At 64.9% G+C, this 18,941-nt stretch carries 16 protein-coding genes and 1 pseudogene; 12 read left to right on the top strand and 5 right to left on the bottom strand.

From position 1 onward, the window contains the following. Positions 1 to 15: 15 nt before the first annotated feature. The 6 genes and pseudogenes from pbpC to pcaF form a co-directional block, all read left to right on the top strand. Positions 16 to 1,949, top strand: a pseudogene (gene pbpC / locus ACNANG_RS04345) (penicillin-binding protein 1C); the annotation flags it as partial. Beyond that, on the top strand, positions 1,898 to 2,443 hold the full coding sequence (locus ACNANG_RS04340; protein ID WP_420227448.1) for a hypothetical protein: 546 nt from the start codon (positions 1,898 to 1,900) through the stop codon (positions 2,441 to 2,443). The pseudogene pbpC and the gene ACNANG_RS04340, both read left to right, overlap by 52 nt. Positions 2,444 to 2,718: 275 nt before the next feature. Further along, entirely contained in the window at positions 2,719 to 3,408 is a 690-nt protein-coding gene (locus tag ACNANG_RS04335) for a 3-oxoacid CoA-transferase subunit A (RefSeq protein ID WP_179590247.1), read from the top strand. Positions 3,409 to 3,418: 10 nt separating this feature from the next. Then, on the top strand, positions 3,419 to 4,057 hold the full coding sequence (locus ACNANG_RS04330; protein ID WP_420226142.1) for a 3-oxoacid CoA-transferase subunit B: 639 nt from the start codon (positions 3,419 to 3,421) through the stop codon (positions 4,055 to 4,057). 2 nt (positions 4,058 to 4,059) lie between these two features. Next, complete coding sequence (locus ACNANG_RS04325; protein WP_420226141.1) at positions 4,060 to 5,124, top strand: maleylacetate reductase; 1,065 nt, start codon at positions 4,060 to 4,062, stop codon at positions 5,122 to 5,124. A 70-nt stretch (positions 5,125 to 5,194) separates the two neighbouring features. Then, positions 5,195 to 6,400, top strand: coding sequence for a 3-oxoadipyl-CoA thiolase (gene pcaF / locus ACNANG_RS04320; RefSeq protein WP_420226140.1), 1,206 nt, complete (start codon positions 5,195 to 5,197; stop codon positions 6,398 to 6,400). A gap of 106 nt (positions 6,401 to 6,506) precedes the next feature. Here the strand turns inward: pcaF and ACNANG_RS04315 are convergent, their stop codons facing one another. Further along, positions 6,507 to 7,508 (bottom strand): LysR family transcriptional regulator, encoded by a 1,002-nt coding sequence (locus tag ACNANG_RS04315; RefSeq protein WP_420226139.1) that lies wholly within the window; start codon positions 7,506 to 7,508, stop codon positions 6,507 to 6,509. Between the two features lie 105 nt (positions 7,509 to 7,613). On the opposite strand from ACNANG_RS04315, the gene ACNANG_RS04310 reads away from it, so the two are divergent. Beyond that, a complete protein-coding gene (locus tag ACNANG_RS04310; protein ID WP_420226138.1) occupies positions 7,614 to 8,213 on the top strand; it encodes a malonic semialdehyde reductase in 600 nt (199 codons plus the stop codon). 8 nt (positions 8,214 to 8,221) lie between these two features. On the opposite strand, the gene ACNANG_RS04305 is transcribed toward ACNANG_RS04310, so the two are convergent. The 4 genes from ACNANG_RS04305 to ACNANG_RS04290 all read right to left on the bottom strand — a co-directional run bounded on the left by ACNANG_RS04305 (position 8,222) and on the right by ACNANG_RS04290 (position 11,533). Beyond that, positions 8,222 to 9,217: a Bug family tripartite tricarboxylate transporter substrate binding protein gene (locus ACNANG_RS04305; protein WP_420226137.1), complete on the bottom strand. Its 996-nt coding sequence runs from the start codon at positions 9,215 to 9,217 to the stop codon at positions 8,222 to 8,224. A gap of 225 nt (positions 9,218 to 9,442) precedes the next feature. Beyond that, positions 9,443 to 10,039 (bottom strand): nuclear transport factor 2 family protein, encoded by a 597-nt coding sequence (locus ACNANG_RS04300; protein WP_420226136.1) that lies wholly within the window; start codon positions 10,037 to 10,039, stop codon positions 9,443 to 9,445. A gap of 35 nt (positions 10,040 to 10,074) precedes the next feature. Next, positions 10,075 to 10,938 (bottom strand): intradiol ring-cleavage dioxygenase, encoded by an 864-nt coding sequence (locus ACNANG_RS04295; RefSeq protein ID WP_420226135.1) that lies wholly within the window; start codon positions 10,936 to 10,938, stop codon positions 10,075 to 10,077. Between the two features lie 115 nt (positions 10,939 to 11,053). Then, on the bottom strand, positions 11,054 to 11,533 hold the full coding sequence (locus tag ACNANG_RS04290) for a DUF192 domain-containing protein (RefSeq protein ID WP_420226134.1): 480 nt from the start codon (positions 11,531 to 11,533) through the stop codon (positions 11,054 to 11,056). Positions 11,534 to 12,086: 553 nt separating this feature from the next. Between ACNANG_RS04290 and clpS the strand changes: the two genes are divergently transcribed. The 5 genes from clpS to ACNANG_RS04265 all read left to right on the top strand — a co-directional run bounded on the left by clpS (position 12,087) and on the right by ACNANG_RS04265 (position 18,879). Next, positions 12,087 to 12,407, top strand: coding sequence for an ATP-dependent Clp protease adapter ClpS (gene clpS, locus ACNANG_RS04285; protein WP_179590230.1), 321 nt, complete (start codon positions 12,087 to 12,089; stop codon positions 12,405 to 12,407). After that, a complete protein-coding gene (gene clpA / locus ACNANG_RS04280; protein WP_420226133.1) occupies positions 12,404 to 14,698 on the top strand; it encodes an ATP-dependent Clp protease ATP-binding subunit ClpA in 2,295 nt (764 codons plus the stop codon). The genes clpS and clpA overlap by 4 nt, the downstream gene beginning before the upstream one ends. A gap of 478 nt (positions 14,699 to 15,176) precedes the next feature. Next, positions 15,177 to 16,628, top strand: coding sequence for a DEAD/DEAH box helicase (locus tag ACNANG_RS04275; RefSeq protein WP_420226132.1), 1,452 nt, complete (start codon positions 15,177 to 15,179; stop codon positions 16,626 to 16,628). Positions 16,629 to 16,787: 159 nt separating this feature from the next. Next, entirely contained in the window at positions 16,788 to 17,468 is a 681-nt protein-coding gene (locus tag ACNANG_RS04270) for a response regulator transcription factor (protein ID WP_420226131.1), read from the top strand. Positions 17,469 to 17,526: 58 nt separating this feature from the next. Beyond that, the gene (locus ACNANG_RS04265) at positions 17,527 to 18,879 is read left to right on the top strand and encodes an ATP-binding protein (RefSeq protein ID WP_420226130.1); all 1,353 of its coding nucleotides are present in this window, start codon (positions 17,527 to 17,529) and stop codon (positions 18,877 to 18,879) included. Positions 18,880 to 18,941 lie beyond the last annotated feature (62 nt).

The raw sequence follows: 18,941 nt of genomic DNA, 5'->3' as shown, positions 1-18,941 counted from the left end.
AGGCGGCGCGTTGCTTTGAGGCGCCCGGCCCGCGTTCTGCTGGCCACCGGGCTGGTATCGCTGATCGGACTGCTGGGCCTGGACCTGGCCTTTCCGCTGCCCCGCGCGGCGCTGGCGCGGCCCGACGGCGGGTTGGTCGTCACGGCGGAAGACAGCACGCCGCTGCGTACGTACCCGAGCGCGGACGGGGTGTGGCGCTATCCGGTGGCGGCGGACCAGGTCTCGCCGCTGTATTACGACGCCTTGCTCACGTTTGAAGACCGCTGGTTCTACTGGCACCCGGGCGTGAATCCGGTCGCCATGGCCCGTGCGGCATGGCAGTGGGCGCGCAGCGGGCGGGTGGTGTCGGGCGGGTCGACCTTGACGATGCAGGTGGCTCGGATGGTCGATCCGCGTCTGCATTATGGTGACCGAAGCCTGCGTGGCAAGCTGCGGCAGGTGCTGCGCGCACTGCAGCTGGAATGGCATCTGTCCAAGGCGCAGATCCTGGCCTTGTACCTGAACCATGCGCCCATGGGCGGCATCGTTGAAGGGGTGGAGATGGCCAGCCGCGCCTACCTCGGCAAACCGTCTTCCCGACTGAGTCATGCCGAAGCCGCGCTGCTGACCGCGCTGCCCCAGGCGCCATCCCGCCTTCGGCCCGACCGCGCCCCTGCCGCCGCGCAGGCCGCGCGCGACAAGGTGCTGGACCGCCTGCGGGACTTGGGCACCTGGGACGCTGCCACCGTGGCCGACGCGCGTATCGAACAGGTGATCGTGCAGCCGCTGCGCGCGCGGTGGCTTGCGCCACTGGCCGCGGAACGCCTGCGCCAAAGCACGCGGGTCGTGGCACCGGCCGCCCGCATCGCCCCGACCGCGGCCACCGCGCCGACCGCTCCGGCCGCGCTCACCGCCCCGGCCGCCGTCATCGCCCGCACCGTTGTGCGGTCCACCCTGGACATCGAACTGCAGTCCGCCGTCGAAACCATGCTGCTGGACCGGGTCGATGCCTTGCCACCCAAGGTGTCCATGGCCGTGCTGGTCATGGAGAACGACACCCTGGCCACCAAGGTGTACGCCGGATCCGCCGACTTTTCGGACCGCCGCCGCGCTGCCCACGTCGACATGGTGCGCGGCGTGCGTTCGCCGGGGTCCACCCTCAAGCCCTTTCTGTATGCCATGGCGCTGGACGACGGCTTGATCCATTCCGAAAGCCTGCTGGTGGATGCGCCGCAGTCCTTTGGCGGCTACCGGCCCGGCAATTTCCAGGCGGCGTTTTCAGGCCCCGTCAGTGTGTCGGATGCCCTGCAGCGATCCCTGAACGTGCCCGCCGTCGATCTGCTGGATCGCGTCGGCCCGGCACGGTTCGCGTCCAATCTGCGTGCCGCCGGACTGCGGCTGCGCATGGGCGCAGGCATCCCGCCCAATCTGAGCCTGATCCTGGGCGGCGGGGGCACGACCCTGGAAGAACTGGTTGCCGCCTACCGGGCGCTGGCGCGTGGCGGCATGGCCGGGCAGCCCCGCCTGGAACCCGATGCGCCGCGTGTCGAGGCGCGCATCATGAGTCCGGGCGCGGCCTTCATCGTGCGCGAAATCCTGGAGAACGGCGGTCATCCTGAACGTCCGTTCTATGACGGGCCTCGCGGACTTGCCTGGAAGACCGGCACCAGCTTCGGTTTTCGCGACGCCTGGGCGGTGGGCGTGACCGACGGCTTCACGATCGGCGTGTGGGTCGGCCGGCCCGATGGCACGCCCAACCCGGGGTTTTTGGCGCAAACGTGGCCGCGCCGCTGCTGCAGGACATCGTGGCAGCCTTGCCCGCGCCGCCGCCCGCGCCGCGAAGGCCGCCGCCCGAGGTCACCCAAGTGTCCATCTGCTGGCCGCTGGGATTGGCCGCGACGGTCACGCCGCCCGCCTTATGTCAGCTCCGCCGTCAGGCCTGGGCGCTGGACGGGGCGGTGCCCCCGACGCTGCCGGACCGCGTGGCGCCGGCCGGACCGATCGAAACGCTGTGGGTGTCGCCCGTGACCGGTCACCGCACCCGCCCGACTTGCAGCGTGCCCGGCGAGCCCGTGCAAGTAGCGCGGTGGCCGACCTATCTGCAGCCCTGGCTGGAATCCGGCCTGCTGGCTGCCTACGCTCCGCCACCCTGGGACCCGGCCTGCCGTGCCGCCGATGCCCGCGCCGGGCTGCGGATCGAAGGCGTGGACACCGGCGCGCAGTTGCTGCCTGTGCCGGGCGGCCGCGAGATTACCGTGGGGGTGCGGGCGCTGGGGGCAGCGGCGCCGTGTGGTGGCTGCTGGATGGGCAGCCACAGCAGCAGGCGCCCGGCGCTGCAGCCGTAACGCTCAAACTCAGGGAAAACGGCAAGCACGCCGTGACCGCGATGGACGAAGCGGGGCGCTACGATAGCGTGTCGTTTACGGTGCGCGGCCTGGCGGGAAGCGCGGCTACCCGCAAGTAGCCGAATGGGTTCGGGCAAGCGCTGACTTGTGGCGCTGCCAGATAAGCAGGATAATGTTTATTATCCGAACAAAAGTTCGTGTATAGAACTTTTCGCAGACCCTGTCGGCTGGCATGAGACCTTGTGCGAATCGATCAAGGTCCGCGTAAGACCTTTTCGCGGGCTAACCAAGGTCCGCGTGCGAACTTTCCTGTTCGGTCCGCATCGACTTCTGACGCAAACCAGGCGCGTACGCCAGACCGTTTTTCCGGTTCCGGCTCCGCGCGGAGACATTCATGATCAACAAAATCGTTGCTTCGGTCGCCGAAGCCTTGGCAGACGTCAAAGACGGCTCCACCATCCTGATCGGCGGCTTCGGCACGGCTGGCCTGCCCAATGCCCTGATCGACGGGCTGATCGAGCAGGGCGCCAAAGACCTCGTCGTCGTGAACAACAACGCCGGCAACGGCTATACCGGCCTGGCCGCGCTGCTCAAGACCGAACGCGTCCGCAAGGTCATCTGCTCCTTCCCGCGCCAGTCCGACTCGTGGGTGTTCGACGAGCTGTACCGCGCCGGCAAGCTGGAACTGGAACTGGTGCCCCAGGGCAACCTGGCCGAGCGCATCCGCGCGGCGGGCGCCGGCATTGGCGGCTTCTTCACGCCCACCGGCGCCGGCACGCTGCTGGCCGAAGGCAAGGAAACACGCGTCATCAACGGCCGTGAATACGTGCTGGAAAGCCCGATCTTCGGCGATGTCGCCCTCATCTCGGCGGATCGCGGCGATCGCTGGGGCAACCTGACCTACAACAAGACGGCCCGCAATTTCGGCCCGATCATGGCGACGGCGTCCAAGCTGGCCATCGCGCAGGTGCGCGAAGTCGTTGAACTGGGCGAGCTGGATCCCGAAGCCGTGGTCACGCCCGGCATCTTCGTCAAACGTGTGGTGCAGGTCGCCGCGCAAGCCCCTCAACCCGTCGCCGCATAAGGTAGCCGCCATGAACAAGATGAATCGAGACCAGATGGCCGCGCGGGTTGCCCGCGACATCCCGGAAGGCGCCTACGTGAACCTGGGCATCGGCCTGCCGACCCTGGTGGCCAACCACCTGCCTGCCGACCGCGAAGTGCTGCTGCACACCGAAAACGGCCTGCTGGGCATGGGCCCCGCGCCGGCCAAGGGCGAAGAGGACTGGGACCTGATCAACGCCGGCAAGCAGCCCGTCACCACGCTGCCCGGCGCGGCCTTCTTCCATCACGCCGATTCGTTCGGGATGATGCGCGGCGGCCACCTGGACATCTGCGTCCTGGGCGCCTTCCAGGTGTCGGTCAAGGGCGACCTGGCCAACTGGCACACCGGCGCACCCGACGCGATTCCCGCCGTCGGTGGCGCCATGGACCTGGCCATTGGCGCCAAGGACGTGTTCGTCATGATGGACCTGCTGACCAAGACCGGCGAAAGCAAACTGGTCGCGGCCTGCACCTATCCGCTGACCGGCGTGGCCTGCGTCAGCCGCGTGTATTCCGATCTGGCGGTGTTCGACATCACCTCGGACGGCGTGCGGGTAATCGATCGGGTGGACGGCCTGTCGTTCGACGAACTGCAGCGGCTCTGCAATGTGCCGCTTCTGAAGGACTGATCGTGGACGCCTTCGTCTACACCGGCATGGCATCCCGCGTCGTGTTCGGCGCGGGGTCCCTGCAGCACCTCGAACGCGAGATCGAGCTGCTGGGCGCCCGCCGGGCGCTGGTCCTGTGCACCCCCGGACAGCGCGATCAGGCGGAGCGCGTCGCCACGATCATCGGCGATCGCGCGGCAGGCATTTTCGACAAGGCCGTGATGCACGTGCCGATCGAATCGGCGCGGGAAGCGCGCGCCGAAGCGCAGCGGCTGGGCGCCGACTGCGCCATCGCGATCGGCGGCGGGTCCACCACGGGCCTGGGCAAGGCGATCGCACTGGATTCGGGCCTGCCCATCCTGGCGATCCCGACCACCTACGCCGGGTCGGAAATGACGCCGATCTACGGCATTACCGAAGCGGGTCTGAAAAAGACCGGCAAAGACCTGCGCGTGCTGCCGCGCACCGTGATTTACGATCCGGAATTGACGACAGGCCTGCCCATCGGCCTGTCGATCACGAGCGGCCTGAACGCCATGGCGCATGCGGCCGAAGGGCTGTACGCGCAAGATACCAATCCCATCATGGGGCTTCTGGCCGAAGAAGGGCTGCGCGCCATGGCCCGTGCCCTGCCGGCGCTCAAGGCCGACCCCGCCGACATGTCGGCACGCAGCGACGCGCTGTATGGCGCGTGGCTGTGCGGCACCGTGCTGGGCAACGTCGGCATGGCCCTGCACCACAAGCTGTGCCACACCTTGGGCGGCAGTTTCAACCTGCCGCATGCCGAGGTGCACACGGTAGTGCTGCCGCACGCCATGGCCTACAACACCCGCTCCGTGCCGGACGTCATGGCGCGGATCGGCCGGGCCATCGGTTCACCCGATGACGCTGCCGGAGGATTGTTCGACCTGGCGCAGTCGCAAGGCGCCCCCGTGGCCCTGCGCGACATCGGCATGCAAGAAGCCGATCTGGACCGCGCCGCCGACATCGCCGTCGGCAACCCGTATTGGAACCCCCGGCCCATCGAACGGGCCGCGCTTCGCCAGTTATTGCAGGACGCGTGGGAAGGCAAGCGCCCCAAAGGCTAAGCTGATATGCACGCGACGATCGCCTTCCTAGTTGAAAATTGCCACTAGTCAAAAACATCAGGGACACATCATGAGTTCACACGCTTTCATTTGCGATGCCATCCGTACCCCCTTCGGTCGTTACGGCGGCGCGCTGTCGTCGGTCCGCGCCGACGACCTCGGTGCGATCCCGATCAAGGCGCTGATGGAACGCAATCCTGGCCTGGACTGGGCCGCCATCACCGATGTGATCTACGGCTGCGCGAACCAGGCAGGCGAAGACAACCGCAACGTGGCGCGCATGTCGGCGCTGCTGGCCGGCCTGCCGATCGAAGTGCCCGGATCCACCGTGAACCGCCTGTGCGGCTCGGGCCTGGACGCGCTGGGCACCGCCGCCCGCGCCATCCGTGCGGGCGAAGCCGGCCTGATGATCGCCGGCGGCGTGGAAAGCATGAGCCGCGCGCCCTTCGTGATGGGCAAGGCCGAGACCGCCTTCTCGCGCAGCGCCGCCATCTACGACACCACCATCGGCTGGCGTTTCGTCAACAAGCTGATGAAAGAGATGTACGGCGTCGACGCCATGCCCGAAACGGGCGAGAACGTCGCCACCGACTACAAGATCGAGCGCGAAGCCCAGGATCGCATGGCCTTTGCCAGCCAGAGCAAGGCTGCGGCCGCGCAGCGCGCCGGCTTCTTCGATGCCGAAATCACGCCCGTGACCATCAAGCAGAAGAAGGGTGATCCGATCGTCGTGTCGAAAGACGAGCATCCTCGCGAAACCAGCATGGAAGCGCTGGCCAAGCTCAAGGGCGTCGTGCGTCCCGATGGCACCGTCACGGCAGGCAATGCGTCGGGTGTGAACGACGGCGCGTGCGCCTTGCTGCTGGCCTCCGAGGCCGAAGCGGCGCGTCAGAACCTGACTCCCAAGGCCCGTGTCGTGGGCATGGCCACGGCCGGCGTGCCGCCGCGCGTGATGGGTATCGGCCCGGCGCCGGCCACGCAAAAAGTGCTGGCGCTGACCGGCCTGACGCTGGACCAGATGGACGTGATCGAACTGAACGAAGCGTTCGCCTCGCAAGGGCTGGCCGTGCTGCGCATGCTGGGCCTGGCCGATGACGACGCGCGCGTGAACCCGAATGGCGGCGCGATCGCCCTGGGTCATCCGCTCGGCGCCAGCGGCGCGCGCCTGGCGACCACCGCGGTCAACCAGTTGCACCGCAGCGGTGGCCGGTATGCGCTGTGCACGATGTGCATCGGCGTTGGCCAGGGGATCGCGGTCATCCTCGAACGCGTGTAATTCGGGCGGGGCAACTGCCCTGCTCAGATGATGCCCGGGCGCGGTCGGCCCGGGCATTTTTTGGTCGGCGAGCGACCCGGTGTGTCAGGCGAGGGGGCGGCAGCCCCTAAGTCGACCACTTGCGCCCGAATTCCATCGCATCGAAATGCCCGGCCAGGAAGTCGATGAAACATCGCGTCTTGGCGGGCAGGTACTGACGGTTGGGGTAGGCCAGGTTGATGCTTAATCGCGGCAAGTCCCAGTCGTCCAGCACCGGCACCAGACGGCCGGCCACGATCTCGTCGTAGATGATGTACTTGGGTTGTACGAGGATGCCCAGGCCGTCCAGCGCCGCCGCAACCAGCACCTGGCCCTCGTTAGATTCGAGCAGGCCTTTGACGGTGATGGATTCGGTGATCGCCTCGGGGGTCGATAGCGTGGTCGATGGAGTGATCGGCGCAGTCCCCGCTGCGCTGACCTTCGATGCGATTGCGGCCAGCGCATTCCCGCGCCGCGTAAAGCGCAATTCGTCATACCGATTGGCGTAGGTGTACAGCAGCAATCGGTGGCGGGCCAGGTCCTGCACCGTCTGCGGCGCGCCATACTGATCCAGGTAGCGAGGCGACGCGGCCAGCACGCGCCGGGTTTCGGCCAGCCGGCGTATCGTCAGTGTCGAATCCGACTCCACTTCGCGCGTCCGTATCGCCAGGTCTATCCCGTTCTCGATCAGGTCGTAATACCGGTTCGATGTCATCAGGTGCACATTGACCTGCGGATAACGCTGCGTGAACGCCGGCAGGACCGGCGCTATGTGCCGCATCGCAAACGATACCGACGCCGTGATGCGCAGATCGCCGGTCGGATTTGCGGCCGTGGCGTTCGCCATGGACTCCGCATCCTGCATGTCGGCCAGAATGCTTTTACAGCGCTGATAGAAGGCAGCGCCCACCTCGGTCAGGTACAGGCGGCGGGTGTTGCGTTCGACCAGCCGGGCGGCCACGCGCTGTTCCAGCGTGCTCAGGTGGCGGCTGGCGGCGGCGTTCGACAGACCCACTGCCTCGGCCGCGCGCGTCAGGCTGCCTTGCTCCGCAATCTGCACGAACAACTCCATTTCCCGCCAACGATCCATGCCCGGTCTGCTGCCTTTTATTGTTCAGGGTGACGCCGCGAATTCGTCAGGGCGGCTTATAATTTTCGGCTACGACGTCATCGTCTGTCCAACCAGGAATTCGCCATGCCCGCCAACGCTCCACGCATTTCGCAAGATGCTCTCGACCAGCTGTTCATGTCGGCCCGCACCCACAACGGCTGGCTCGATACGCCGGTGTCCGACGACAAACTGAAGGAAGTCTACGACATCGCAAAAATGGGAGCGACGTCGATGAACACCCAGCCCATGCGCCTGGTGTTCGTGCGGTCGCCCGAAGCGCGCGAGCGGCTGTCCACCCTGGTCAGCCCGGGCAACGTCGACAAGGTGCGCCAGGCGCCCGTGATCGTGATCTTCGCGAACGACAGCAAGTTCTACGAACACATGCCCAGGATCTGGTTTCGCGAAGGCGCCAAGGAAATGTTCGAAGGCAATCCGGCCATGGCTGCCGGCACCGCCACGCGCAACGCCACGCTGCAGGCCGCCTACTTCATGATTGCCGCACGCGCTGTCGGTCTGGATTGCGGTCCCATGAGCGGCTTCGACATGGCCAAGGTTAACGCCGAATACTTTGCCGATGGCCGCTACCAGGCCAACTTCATCTGCGCGCTGGGTTTTGGCGACGAAAGCAAACTGTTCGAACGCCAGCCCCGCCTGGCGTTCGAAGAAGTGTCGACGCTGTTGTAAACGCTGCGCTATTCCTTCGCGATCCCGGCCTTGCTCCGCACGTCGTCCCACCGGTTGATTTCCGCAACCAGGTGCTGATTCAGCGCCTGCGGTGTCGACGCCTGCGCCAGGCACGCCGATGACAGCATCTGCTGCTTCACGGCGTCCGACGACAGCACGGTGGTCAGCGCGCGGTTCATCTTGTCCACGATCGGTTGTGGCGTGCCAGCCGGGAAGGCCAGGGCATACCAGGTCGTCACGTCAAAGCCCTGCACGCCCGACTCGACCGCTGTCGGAGTGGTCGGCAGGCCGCCAAAACGCGATGGCGACGTGACGGCCAGAGCCTTCAGCTCGCCACTGCGAATGTGCCCCAAGAGCGGCGATGCCACTTCCACCAGCATGTCCACCTCGCCCCCCAGCACCGCCGCCACGGCGTTGGGCGTGCCCTTGTATGGGATGTGCTGGATGTCGGCGCCACTGATCTGCCGCAACAATTCGGCCGCGAAATGCTGCGTGCTGCCGACACCCACGCTGGCATAGTTCAGCTTGCCTGGCGATGTCTTGGCCATCGACAGGAATGCGGGCAGATCCTTGGCCGTGTTCTTCTTGCCAACGGCCACCACCAGCGGTTGCGCGCACAGCGTCGACACCGGCGCGAAATCCTTGACCGCGTCGAAGGGCAGCTGCTTGTACATGGCGGCCGACACCGCATGACCGTTGTTCATCACGAATACGGTATGCCCGTCGGGCGCCGCCCGCGCCACGGTATTGGCCGCCAGCGTGCCGCCCGCCCCGGGCTTGTTTTCGATGACGACGGCCTGCCCGAGTTGCTCGGCCAACGGCTGCGCCACCATCCGGGCGATGATGTCGGTGCCGCCGCCTGGCCCGAAGCCGACCAGCATGCGGATCGGCCGCGTCGGCCATTCCTGGGCATGCGCCGCGGGGGCAAGGGAAACAAAAGCGGGAAGCGCCAGTGCAAGCGCGTAACGCAACGCGCCGCCGGGGCGCCGGGAAGTGGGGTGCATGATGGTCTCCGTCGCCCCGGTCTGCGCGGGGCTTGTTTGGGAAGTGCACAAGGGGAAAACGGTTTTGCTCCGGGGGCGGCCCTAAGGGAATGTCCCATCGGGGTAACCAGTAAGACAGCCTGACTATTTCGGCAAAAAGGGGCGGCTTGGCGCCGCCACCTGTTCACCGTTTCAAGGAGTCTGCCCCACCTTGCCCGGGTCCTGCGGATACGGAGTCCTGCGCATTCACGGCCGCGCCGACCCTGCCAGCCAGGCCTTGCCGCGCTGATAAAGCGCTTCGACTTCCGGCCCCTTCAGGCCCGGCATGGTCGTCTTCACATCCATGCCGATGCCGACCTGCAGGTAGGCCAGATGACGATACCCCTCGGCAAATCGGGACAGCAGGTCCGGATCCAGCTTGAGCGTAGCGGACGGGTCCACCGCGTCCATGCGATCCTTTTCATAGATGGGCTGGCGCTCGACCACGCCCCACTTGGCGGCGCGTTTTTCCACGAAATCGTAGAAGCGGCCCGTGCACACCACGTCGACCAGCACGTCATGCACCTTGGCCCGCTGCGAAATCGTCATCTTGGTCTGCACCACGGCGCGGTCGCCGGCGCGGTCGATGGTCGATCCTCCCAGAAAGTGCAGGATGTTGACGCCGCGGTCCATGCCTTCGCGGCTCTGCCGGATGAATTCGGTAGCCGACGCCTGGCACCACGTGGCGTTCATGCGCCCGTCGTCGTGCCAGACGGTCGCAAAACGTTCCCAGTCGCCGGCATCACGCCACAGCGCCCAGTTTTCGATCAATTCGCGTATCGCGAGTTTTTCCTCGTCGTACATCGTGTCTCCTTGTTGTGAGGTGGGGCAGGGAAAAGCTAGTTTTTCGGATTCAGTATGAAATCGAAGTCCAAGGTATAGAACGGCGTTGCGCTGTCGGTGCCGGCGGGCGTCTCGCCAGGCTCGTGGCGCACCCACTGCGCGATCAGCGACGACCGTACCCCGAACACGGCATCCGAATCGAGATACTGGTCGCCATCGCGAAACACATGCGTGACCAGCGTTTCATAGCCGTCCGCCTGAATCATGAAGTGCAGATGGGCCGGACGCCAGGGGTGGCGGTTGAGCGCGCTCAACATCCGGCCGACCGGGCCGTCGTGCGGAATGGGATAGGCCTCGGCCAGGATGGACGTGAAATGAAAGCCGCCGTCGTCCTGGGTGTACAGCGTACCGCGCGCACGGTGACCATGATCGCCTTTGTACTGGACGTCGTAATTGCCGTCGGCATCGGCCTGCCACACTTCCAGCTTGGCATGCGGAATGGGCTCGCCTTTGGTGCCCTTGACCGTGCCGCGCACGAAACAGGGTTCACCGTGCGCGCCGTTGGCGATGTCGTCGCCATTGTCGTAATCGGGCGACCCTTCGACGAAGAATGGCCCGAATACCGTGGCTTCGGTGCACGATGGCGGCTTACGATGGTTCATCGCCGTCACCAGCGTCGACAGGCCCAGCGTGTCGGACAGCAGGATGAATTCCTGGCGTTTGTCGTCCGTAATGTGCCCGACCTGCGTCAGGAATTCGATGCCTTGCACCCATTCCGCCTCGGTCAGCTTCACCTCGCGCGCAAAGCTGTGCAGGTGCTGCACGAGGCTGGTCATGATCTCTTTCAGGCGGGGGCTGGGGGCGTCCACGTGGCGCGCCAGCACCGCCTGGGTAATGGTGTCTTCGTTCAGGTTGCGCAAGTCGGTCTCCGTCGTCTGTGGCGTGGCCTACTGTAGACGCGCGGGCAGAGCGGGGAAACCGGTAAAGCGGAAAAGACTTTTGCGCCCGCTGGAAGGCCGGCGCGCGTGGCCCACCTTAGCGCACGCCGGGGATGCCCTCGATCTTGCTGCCGGCTTTGATGCCGCGGCGCGCAAACCAGCCCTTGTCCATCTCCAGCGCGTAGAGCACCGGCTTGACCGCACAGTGGCTGTCTTCGGTCTTGGGCGCCATGTCTTCGATGTTGGCCACCGTCCCGTCCGCGGCAATGAAGGCGACCGACAGCGGAATCAGCGTATTGCGCATCCACATGCACTGCGTGGCGGGCGCATCGAAGATGAACAGCATGCCGGCGTTGGGCGCCAGCTGTTCACGGAACATCAGGCCGCGTTCACGGGTAGCCGGGGCGGCGGCCACTTCCGCCTGGATCAGGTGCATGCCCGCGCGCAGCTGCTGGACCGGCATGGCCTGCGCCCAGGTCAGCGCCGGCAGCAGCACGCCGGCAACGGCCAGGCTCGCCGCGGCGCCCAGGCGGGTGGCGAACCGGCGAAACGCAACGGAAAAGGCGGGGGAGGGCAAGTAGCGGTCGATGGCATGATCGGCATGACTAAAGGGTAGGATACGATTTGGCTACGTAGGGCGGATGGGGCGGCTTACCGACGGTATCGGGCCCGGACGCGTGGCAAGCGCAGCGTAGCATGGCGTATCGCCTGGAAGCCTGACGGCCACCTGTCTGCCTTCACCCCATGACGCGATGAGTGGTGCCGTCCATGCCGGCGCGGCACCGTAATAACCTTGTTGCAGGCGGGGCCAAAAAATGCTGCGTGGCATCACGCGACACCGCCACATGCGTGCGACGGGAGTAATATGAATGAAACTCCCTGCCGAAACGTGCGGCCTTCTGGCGTCGTTTGCGTGCCGGGACAGATGCTGCACCCAGGGTCCGGCAGGATGTAAGAACGCTGGATGGCGGGGGCGGTAATCCGTTATTAATAGCGTGAGGGGTTGATATGGCATTGATCAACACCACATGACTTTCAAGCTGGCACCGCGGCCTCGAACCGTTTGCACTAGCCCGGAATGGGGCGGCAGGGTGACTGGCAGGGTACTTTCGAGTGGATAGAATAGGCGCATGAGCACCGGGTTCGATTCTCATCCGAATCAGACAACGCTGCTCGAGCGGGAAACTTCCAAGACAAAACCACCTCCAATGTTTACGGTGGTACTGTTGAACGACGATTTCACGCCGATGGAGTTCGTTGTGCTGGTACTGGAGAAGTTTTTTAGCAAAGGGCGCGAGCAAGCCACGCAAATCATGCTCAAGGTACACCTCGAGGGCCGGGGCGTGTGCGGAGTCTACGCGCGCGATATCGCCAAGACCAAAATCGATCAGGTGAGCAGGTTTGCGCGGCAGAACCAGCATCCGCTTCAGTGCATCATGGAGGAAGCGTGATTTCTCAAGAATTGGAAGTTAGTCTTCACATGGCATTTGTCGAGGCCCGTCAGGCTCGGCACGAGTTCATCACGGTGGAGCATCTGTTGCTTTCCCTGCTCGACAATCCGTCGGCAGCGGAAGTGTTGCGGGCCTGCGCCGCCAACGTCGATGACCTCAGGCGCAATCTGCGCAATTTCGTCAACGACAACACGCCCGTCATTCCGGGCACCGAAGACGCCGACACCCAGCCGACGCTTGGCTTCCAGCGCGTGATCCAGCGCGCCATCATGCATGTCCAGAGCACGGGCAATGGCAAGAAGGAAGTATCCGGCTCGAACGTGCTGGTCGCGATCTTTGGCGAAAAGGACTCGCACGCTGTGTATTACCTGCATCAGCAGGGAATCACGCGCCTGGACGTGGTCAATTTCATGTCCCACGGCATTACCAAGCAGCCCCAGCTCGAAGCGGCCAATACGCCCAAGGAGCCGGAAGCTGAAGCGGAAGCCGAAGCAAAACAGTCGCCGCTTGACCAGTACACCCAGAATCTGAACGTGGCCGCCAAGGCCGGCAAGATCGATCCGCTCATCGGGCGCGATAACGAGCTTGAACGTGTGATCCAGGTGCTGTGCCGCCGGCGCAAGAACAACCCGCTGCTGGTGGGCGAAGCCGGGGTCGGCAAGACCGCGATCGCCGAAGGCCTGGCATGGCGCATTACCGAAGGCACCGTGCCCGAAGTGCTGGCCGACGCATGCGTGTACTCGCTCGACATGGGCGCCTTGCTCGCGGGCACCAAGTATCGCGGCGACTTCGAACAACGCCTGAAGGCGGTGCTGAAGCAGCTCAAGGAAAGCCCCCGGTCCATCCTGTTCATCGATGAGATCCATACGCTCATCGGTGCGGGCGCAGCCTCGGGCGGCACGCTGGACGCCTCCAACCTGCTCAAGCCGGCCCTGTCATCGGGCCAGCTCAAGTGCCTGGGCGCGACCACGTATACCGAATACCGCGGCATCTTCGAAAAAGACCACGCGCTGTCGCGTCGTTTCCAGAAGGTGGACGTGAACGAGCCGTCGGTCGAGCAGACCGTGCAGATCCTGCGCGGCCTGAAGCAGAAGTTCGAAGACCATCACGGCGTCAAGTACTCGGCGGCCGCGCTGTCGGCTGCGGCGGAACTGTCGTCCAAGTTCATCAACGACCGTCATCTGCCTGACAAGGCCATCGACGTGATCGACGAAGCGGGCGCTGCGCAGCGCATCCTGCCCAAGTCGCGTCAGAAGAAGGTGATCGGCAAGACCGAGATCGAGGACATCGTGTCCAAGATCGCCCGGATTCCGCCGCAATCGGTGTCGAGCGACGATCGCAGCAAGCTGGCGACCCTCGAACGCGACCTGAAGGCCGTGGTGTTCGGCCAGGATGCGGCCATCGATGCGCTGTCGGCATCGATCAAGATGGCGCGTTCGGGCCTGGGCAAGCCGGAAAAGCCGATTGGTTCCTTCCTGTTCTCGGGGCCGACTGGGGTTGGCAAAACCGAGGTCGCGCGTCAACTGGCGTTTATCCTGGGTATCGAACTCCTGCGTTTCGACATGTCGGAATACATGGAACGTCATGCGGTGTCGCGTCTGATCGGTGCGCCGCCGGGGTATGTCGGGTTCGACCAGGGCGGTCTGCTGACCGAGGCCGTCGCCAAGAAGCCGCACTGCGTGCTGCTGCTGGACGAAATCGAGAAGGCGCACCCCGAGGTGTTCAACATCTTGCTGCAGGTGATGGACCACGGGACGCTGACCGACAACAACGGCCGCAAGGCGGACTTCCGCAACGTGATCATCATCATGACGACGAACGCGGGCGCCGAAGCGCTGCAGAAGAACGTGATCGGCTTTACGAATTCGCGTCAGCTCGGCGACGAAATGGCGGACATCAAGCGTATGTTCACGCCGGAATTCCGCAACCGTCTGGACGCCACGATCTCGTTCACGGCGCTGAACCAGGACATCATCCTGCGCGTGGTCGACAAGTTCCTGATGGAGCTCGAAGAGCAATTGCACGAGAAGCGTGTCGAGGTCGTCTTTACCGATGCCCTGCGTGCGCACCTTGGCAAGAAGGGCTTCGATCCCCTGATGGGCGCGCGGCCCATGCAGCGCCTGATCCAGGACGCGATCCGCCGCGCGCTGGCCGACGAGCTGCTGTTCGGCCGACTCGTCAATGGCGGCAAGGTGACCGTGGACGTGGACGACAAGGAAACGGTGCAACTGACATTTGGCGAGGAATCGCCCAAGGCCAAGCCGCAACCGGCGGTCGAACTGACCGACTGATCACGGTGTGACACAGTGATGAAAAGGGGTGCCCGACATTGGTCGGTCACCCCTTTTTCCGTACTGGCGATCTCATTCTGTGCGACCAGAGCAACAGATGCCGGGACTTTCGCCCGAAAATAGGTTACTATCGTTGCACTGCATCAATTGCGTCACCGCCCTGTTCACCAATACGGGCACCGACGTGACCTCCATGCAGCCGATCGGGGGCGACACCCGCCACCCGAAAACTGCATCGTCTCTGACCCCGTCTTTCCCTTCGCTTAGCGCGCACGGTGATATCGGTCGGCGCCGATGATCCGTCCGAAGCGGTCACTGATATCCGCCTTCGGCAGCGTAGCGCCAGCTTTCCAGGCTTGCTCGTTCGAACGCTTCAGCACAACGGCTGAAGCGCATATGTGTGTGCGTTTTGCACGGCACATCCGGACCGGCTTGTGTGTCGAGTTGCGCAGCGTTTATCGCAACGAAAGGAAATTGAATGTCTTTTGAATCATTGGGTTTGGCTCCTGCTCTGGTCACCGCGTGCACCGAGGCAGGCTTTACCGAGCCCACGACCGTGCAGGCCCAGGCAATTCCCCTGGCACTGGCCGGTCACGATCTGATGGTGTCGTCGCAAACGGGTAGCGGCAAGACCGCGGCCTTCATGCTGCCAGCCCTGCATCGCCAACTGGCTGGCTCGCCGCTGCGCGCCGCCGGTGTCCGTATCCTGGTGTTGACGCCTACCCGCGAACTGGCACAGCAAGTGTCGGACGCCACCCGCGTGTTCGGCAAGGCCCTGGGCTGGCTCAAGACGACGACCGTCGTTGGCGGCATGCCCTATGGCGCGCAGTTGAAGGCCCTGTCGCGTCGTGTCGACGTGCTGGTGGCCACGCCTGGCCGTCTGCTCGACCACGTGCAATCGGGCCGTGTGAACCTGGCCGAAGTGGAAACGCTGGTGCTGGACGAAGCCGACCGCATGCTGGACATGGGCTTCATCGACGACATCGAAGCCATCGTGGCCAAGACCCCGGCTACCCGCCAGACGCTGCTGTTCTCGGCAACGCTGGACGGCACGATCGCCAAGCTGGCCTCGCGCATGATGCGTGACCCGCAGCGTATCGAAGTCGCCGGTCAGAAGGAAAAGCACGCCAACATCACGCAAACGCTGCTGTATGCGGATGACATGGGCCACAAGACGCGTCTGCTGGATCACCTGCTGCGCGACACCAGCCTGCAACAGGCCATCGTGTTCACGTCGACCAAACGTGCCGCCGATGATCTGGCGAACGATCTGGCCGACCAGGGTTTCTCGGCTGCCGCGCTTCACGGCGACATGAATCAGCGTCAGCGTACCCGTACGCTTGGCATGATGCAGCGCGGTCAGGTGCAGGTGCTGGTGGCGACTGACGTCGCTGCCCGTGGTATCGACGTGCAAGGCATCAGCCACGTCATCAACTTCGACCTGCCGATGCAGGCTGAAGATTACGTTCACCGCATTGGCCGCACCGGCCGCGCGGGCCGCGATGGCGTCGCCTTTACCCTGGCCACCCACGCTGAGCGCCACAAGGTCCGCACGATCGAACGCTACACCGAGCAATCGGTGCCTGTGAGCACGATTGCCGGTCTCGAGCCGCAACGCGCCCCGCGTCCGGGCAGCGACCGTCCTTCGGGCCCGCGTCGCAGCGGTCCTGGCGGCAAGCCGGGCTGGAAGCCAGGTTTCTCGCGTGACCGTGGTGCATCGGCTGGCGCCGGTTTCCGCAACGAACCGCCCCGTCCGCAAGGCGAGCGTTCGTTCTCGGACCGTCCTGCCCGCACCTGGGCCGATCGTCCGGTATCCGCTGGCCAGACCGACCGTCCGCGTTCGCCGCGTCCGGAAGGCGAGCGCCGCGAGTTCCGCACGGACGGTGCTGCCGCACCCCGCCGCTTCGACTCGCGCCGCAGGGCTGCGTAAGGAATCCAGACCACGCGTCTTCGGACGCGTGAGCGCGGACCCAACATCCTCCACCGTTCGCGGTGGGGGATTTTTTTGTCCGGCCGCGTTCAGGTGCCCGCGAACGGCGGGAGGGTAGACTATGGAGTCCCACGTTGCCTTCAAGGAGTCCTTTGCCCCATGCGTTGTCTGGTCATCGAAGACGAAGTCGATACCTCGCGGTATATCTGCAATGGCCTGCATGAAAGCGGCCATACCGCCGTTGCGTGCCGGGATGGCGCCGACGGCCTGCAGAAGGCCCTGCACGAAACCTGGGATGTGATCGTCCTGGACCGGATGCTGCCCGACGACGTCGATGGCCTGTCGATCCTCACCACGTTGCGCGGCATCGGCAATACGACGCCCGTGCTCATCCTCAGCGCGCTGGCGGGGCTGGACGACCGCGTGCGCGGCCTGCGGGGCGGCTGCGACGACTACCTCACCAAACCATTTGCCTTTTCGGAACTGGCCGCGCGGCTTGAAGCCCTGTATCGCCGGTCGCGGTCGCGCGATGACATCCGCGAACTCAAGATCGCCGACCTCAAGGTGGACCTGACCCGGCGCACGGTGGAGCGCGACGGCAAGCCCATCGCGCTGCAGCCGCGGGAATTCCGGCTGCTGGTCTACCTGCTGTTGAATCAGGGCGAGGTGGTGACGCGAACCATGCTGCTTGAAGCCGTGTGGGATTACCGTTTCGATCCGCAAACCAACGTGATCGACGTGCAGATCAGCCGGCTGCGCAACAAGATCGACAACGGCTTCACGACGCCGCTGATCCATACCGTGCGCGGCGTGGGTTACACGATTTCGGCCGACCGGTGAACCTCACGCCTTCCAAGTTGCGGGCGACTCCCCCGGACCGCTGACATGGCTGCGGCAATTGTGGGCGTCGGTCGCGTTTCGCCTGGCGCTGGGCTACGGCGTGTCGGTCATGCTGTTCATGCTGGTGATCCTGTCGGTGTTGTACGTGCAGACGATCGGGGTGCTGCAGAACCGGATCGATCGCCAATTGCGGTCCGCCTCCACAAGGCTGATCACGCATTTCGAAGCGGATGGACGCGAAAAGGTCCTGGCCGAGATTGCCGATGCGCTGACCGACGGACAGAACACCGATACCGAAGCCTTCCTGCTGACCGATGCGCGGGGCCGGCGGATCGCGGGCAACATTGCAGCGTCGCCCGACCTGCTCAAGCCCACCAGCGGCGTGATGGACAAGGTGTTCGTGCGGGATGGGCGCGCGGCTTACGGGCGGGTGCTGTCCGTCCCCTTGCCCGACGGCGGGCGGCTGGTGGTGGGGCGCGACATGCAGGACCAGAAGGACCTGGAACAACTGGTGAGCAACGCCTTGCTGGGGGCAAGCCTGGTGGCCGTGCTGCTGGCGATCGTCGGCGCGATCGTGTTTCGCGAGCAGCTGGAATCGCGGGTGGGCGCCATCCGGCGCACGGCGGCGCAGATCGAAGCAGGGGACCTGACGCGCCGTATTCCGCTGTCGGGCAAGGAAGACGAATTCGCGCGGCTCGGGAACGACATCAACCTGATGCTGGATCGTATCGAGATCCTGATGGAAGGCGTGCGGCATGTGTCCAATACCATCGCGCACAACCTGCGCACGCCGCTGTCCCGGATCCGTTCCAAGCTGGACGTGGCCAACCGGCCGGGCGCCACGGTGGACCAGGTGCAGAATGCAGCCACGTTTGCCATCCGCGAAATCGAAGAATTGACGGTGGTGTTCGACAAGCTGCTGCAGATTGCCGAGGCCGAGTCCGGCGCGCGGCGGCAGATTTTCCAGCCGGTGTCCTTGAGCGACATCGTGGGCGACGTGGTCGAACTGTATGAGCCGGTCGCCGAAGAGAAGGATGTACGCTTTACGACCGAGCTGGCGGACGGCGCCGTCGCCGATGGCGACCGGGACCTTCTGGCCAGCGCGATCGCCAATCTGATCGACAACGCCATCAAGTACGCCGGCAGCCCGGCCGAGGTATCGGTGCGCACCTTGCAGACGCCCGACTCGGTCTGCGTGGTGGTGCAGGACAACGGGCCCGGCATTGCCGCCGCCGAACGCGCCAAGATCGGCACACGGTTCTTCCGGCTCAATGCCGCCGTGCCCGGTTATGGCCTGGGATTGGCCAGTGTCATGGCCATTGCCCACCTGCATCACGCGACCTTTAAGCTGGACGATGCCGGTCCGGGATTGGTAGCAACCCTGACCTTCAAGCGCGACGCAACAACATGACCAAACGGTAATAGTCTTTCCCCTTGCCCGTGGATAACATCGCGTTTGCCATGCAGAGTGGC

This window comes from Pigmentiphaga litoralis (assembly GCF_048632615.1).
GTDB classification, from domain to species: Bacteria; Pseudomonadota; Gammaproteobacteria; order Burkholderiales; family Burkholderiaceae_B; genus Pigmentiphaga; species Pigmentiphaga litoralis_B.
This window is presented reverse-complemented; position numbering and strand designations above follow the sequence as displayed.

Excerpts from the sequence above, each read along its gene's own strand:
- ACNANG_RS04335 (WP_179590247.1), top strand. The coding sequence starts at position 2,719 with ATGATCAACAAAATCGTTGCTTCGGTCGCCGAAGCCTTGGCAGACGTC.
- ACNANG_RS04330 (WP_420226142.1), top strand. The coding sequence starts at position 3,419 with ATGAACAAGATGAATCGAGACCAGATGGCCGCGCGGGTTGCCCGCGAC.
- pcaF (WP_420226140.1), top strand. The coding sequence starts at position 5,195 with ATGAGTTCACACGCTTTCATTTGCGATGCCATCCGTACCCCCTTCGGT.
- ACNANG_RS04340 (WP_420227448.1), top strand. The coding sequence starts at position 1,898 with ATGTCAGCTCCGCCGTCAGGCCTGGGCGCTGGACGGGGCGGTGCCCCC.
- clpS (WP_179590230.1), top strand. The coding sequence starts at position 12,087 with ATGAGCACCGGGTTCGATTCTCATCCGAATCAGACAACGCTGCTCGAG.
- ACNANG_RS04315 (WP_420226139.1), bottom strand. The coding sequence starts at position 7,508 with ATGGATCGTTGGCGGGAAATGGAGTTGTTCGTGCAGATTGCGGAGCAA.
- ACNANG_RS04310 (WP_420226138.1), top strand. The coding sequence starts at position 7,614 with ATGCCCGCCAACGCTCCACGCATTTCGCAAGATGCTCTCGACCAGCTG.
- ACNANG_RS04300 (WP_420226136.1), bottom strand. The coding sequence starts at position 10,039 with ATGTACGACGAGGAAAAACTCGCGATACGCGAATTGATCGAAAACTGG.
- ACNANG_RS04275 (WP_420226132.1), top strand. The coding sequence starts at position 15,177 with ATGTCTTTTGAATCATTGGGTTTGGCTCCTGCTCTGGTCACCGCGTGC.
- ACNANG_RS04270 (WP_420226131.1), top strand. The coding sequence starts at position 16,788 with ATGCGTTGTCTGGTCATCGAAGACGAAGTCGATACCTCGCGGTATATC.
- ACNANG_RS04305 (WP_420226137.1), bottom strand. The coding sequence starts at position 9,217 with ATGCACCCCACTTCCCGGCGCCCCGGCGGCGCGTTGCGTTACGCGCTT.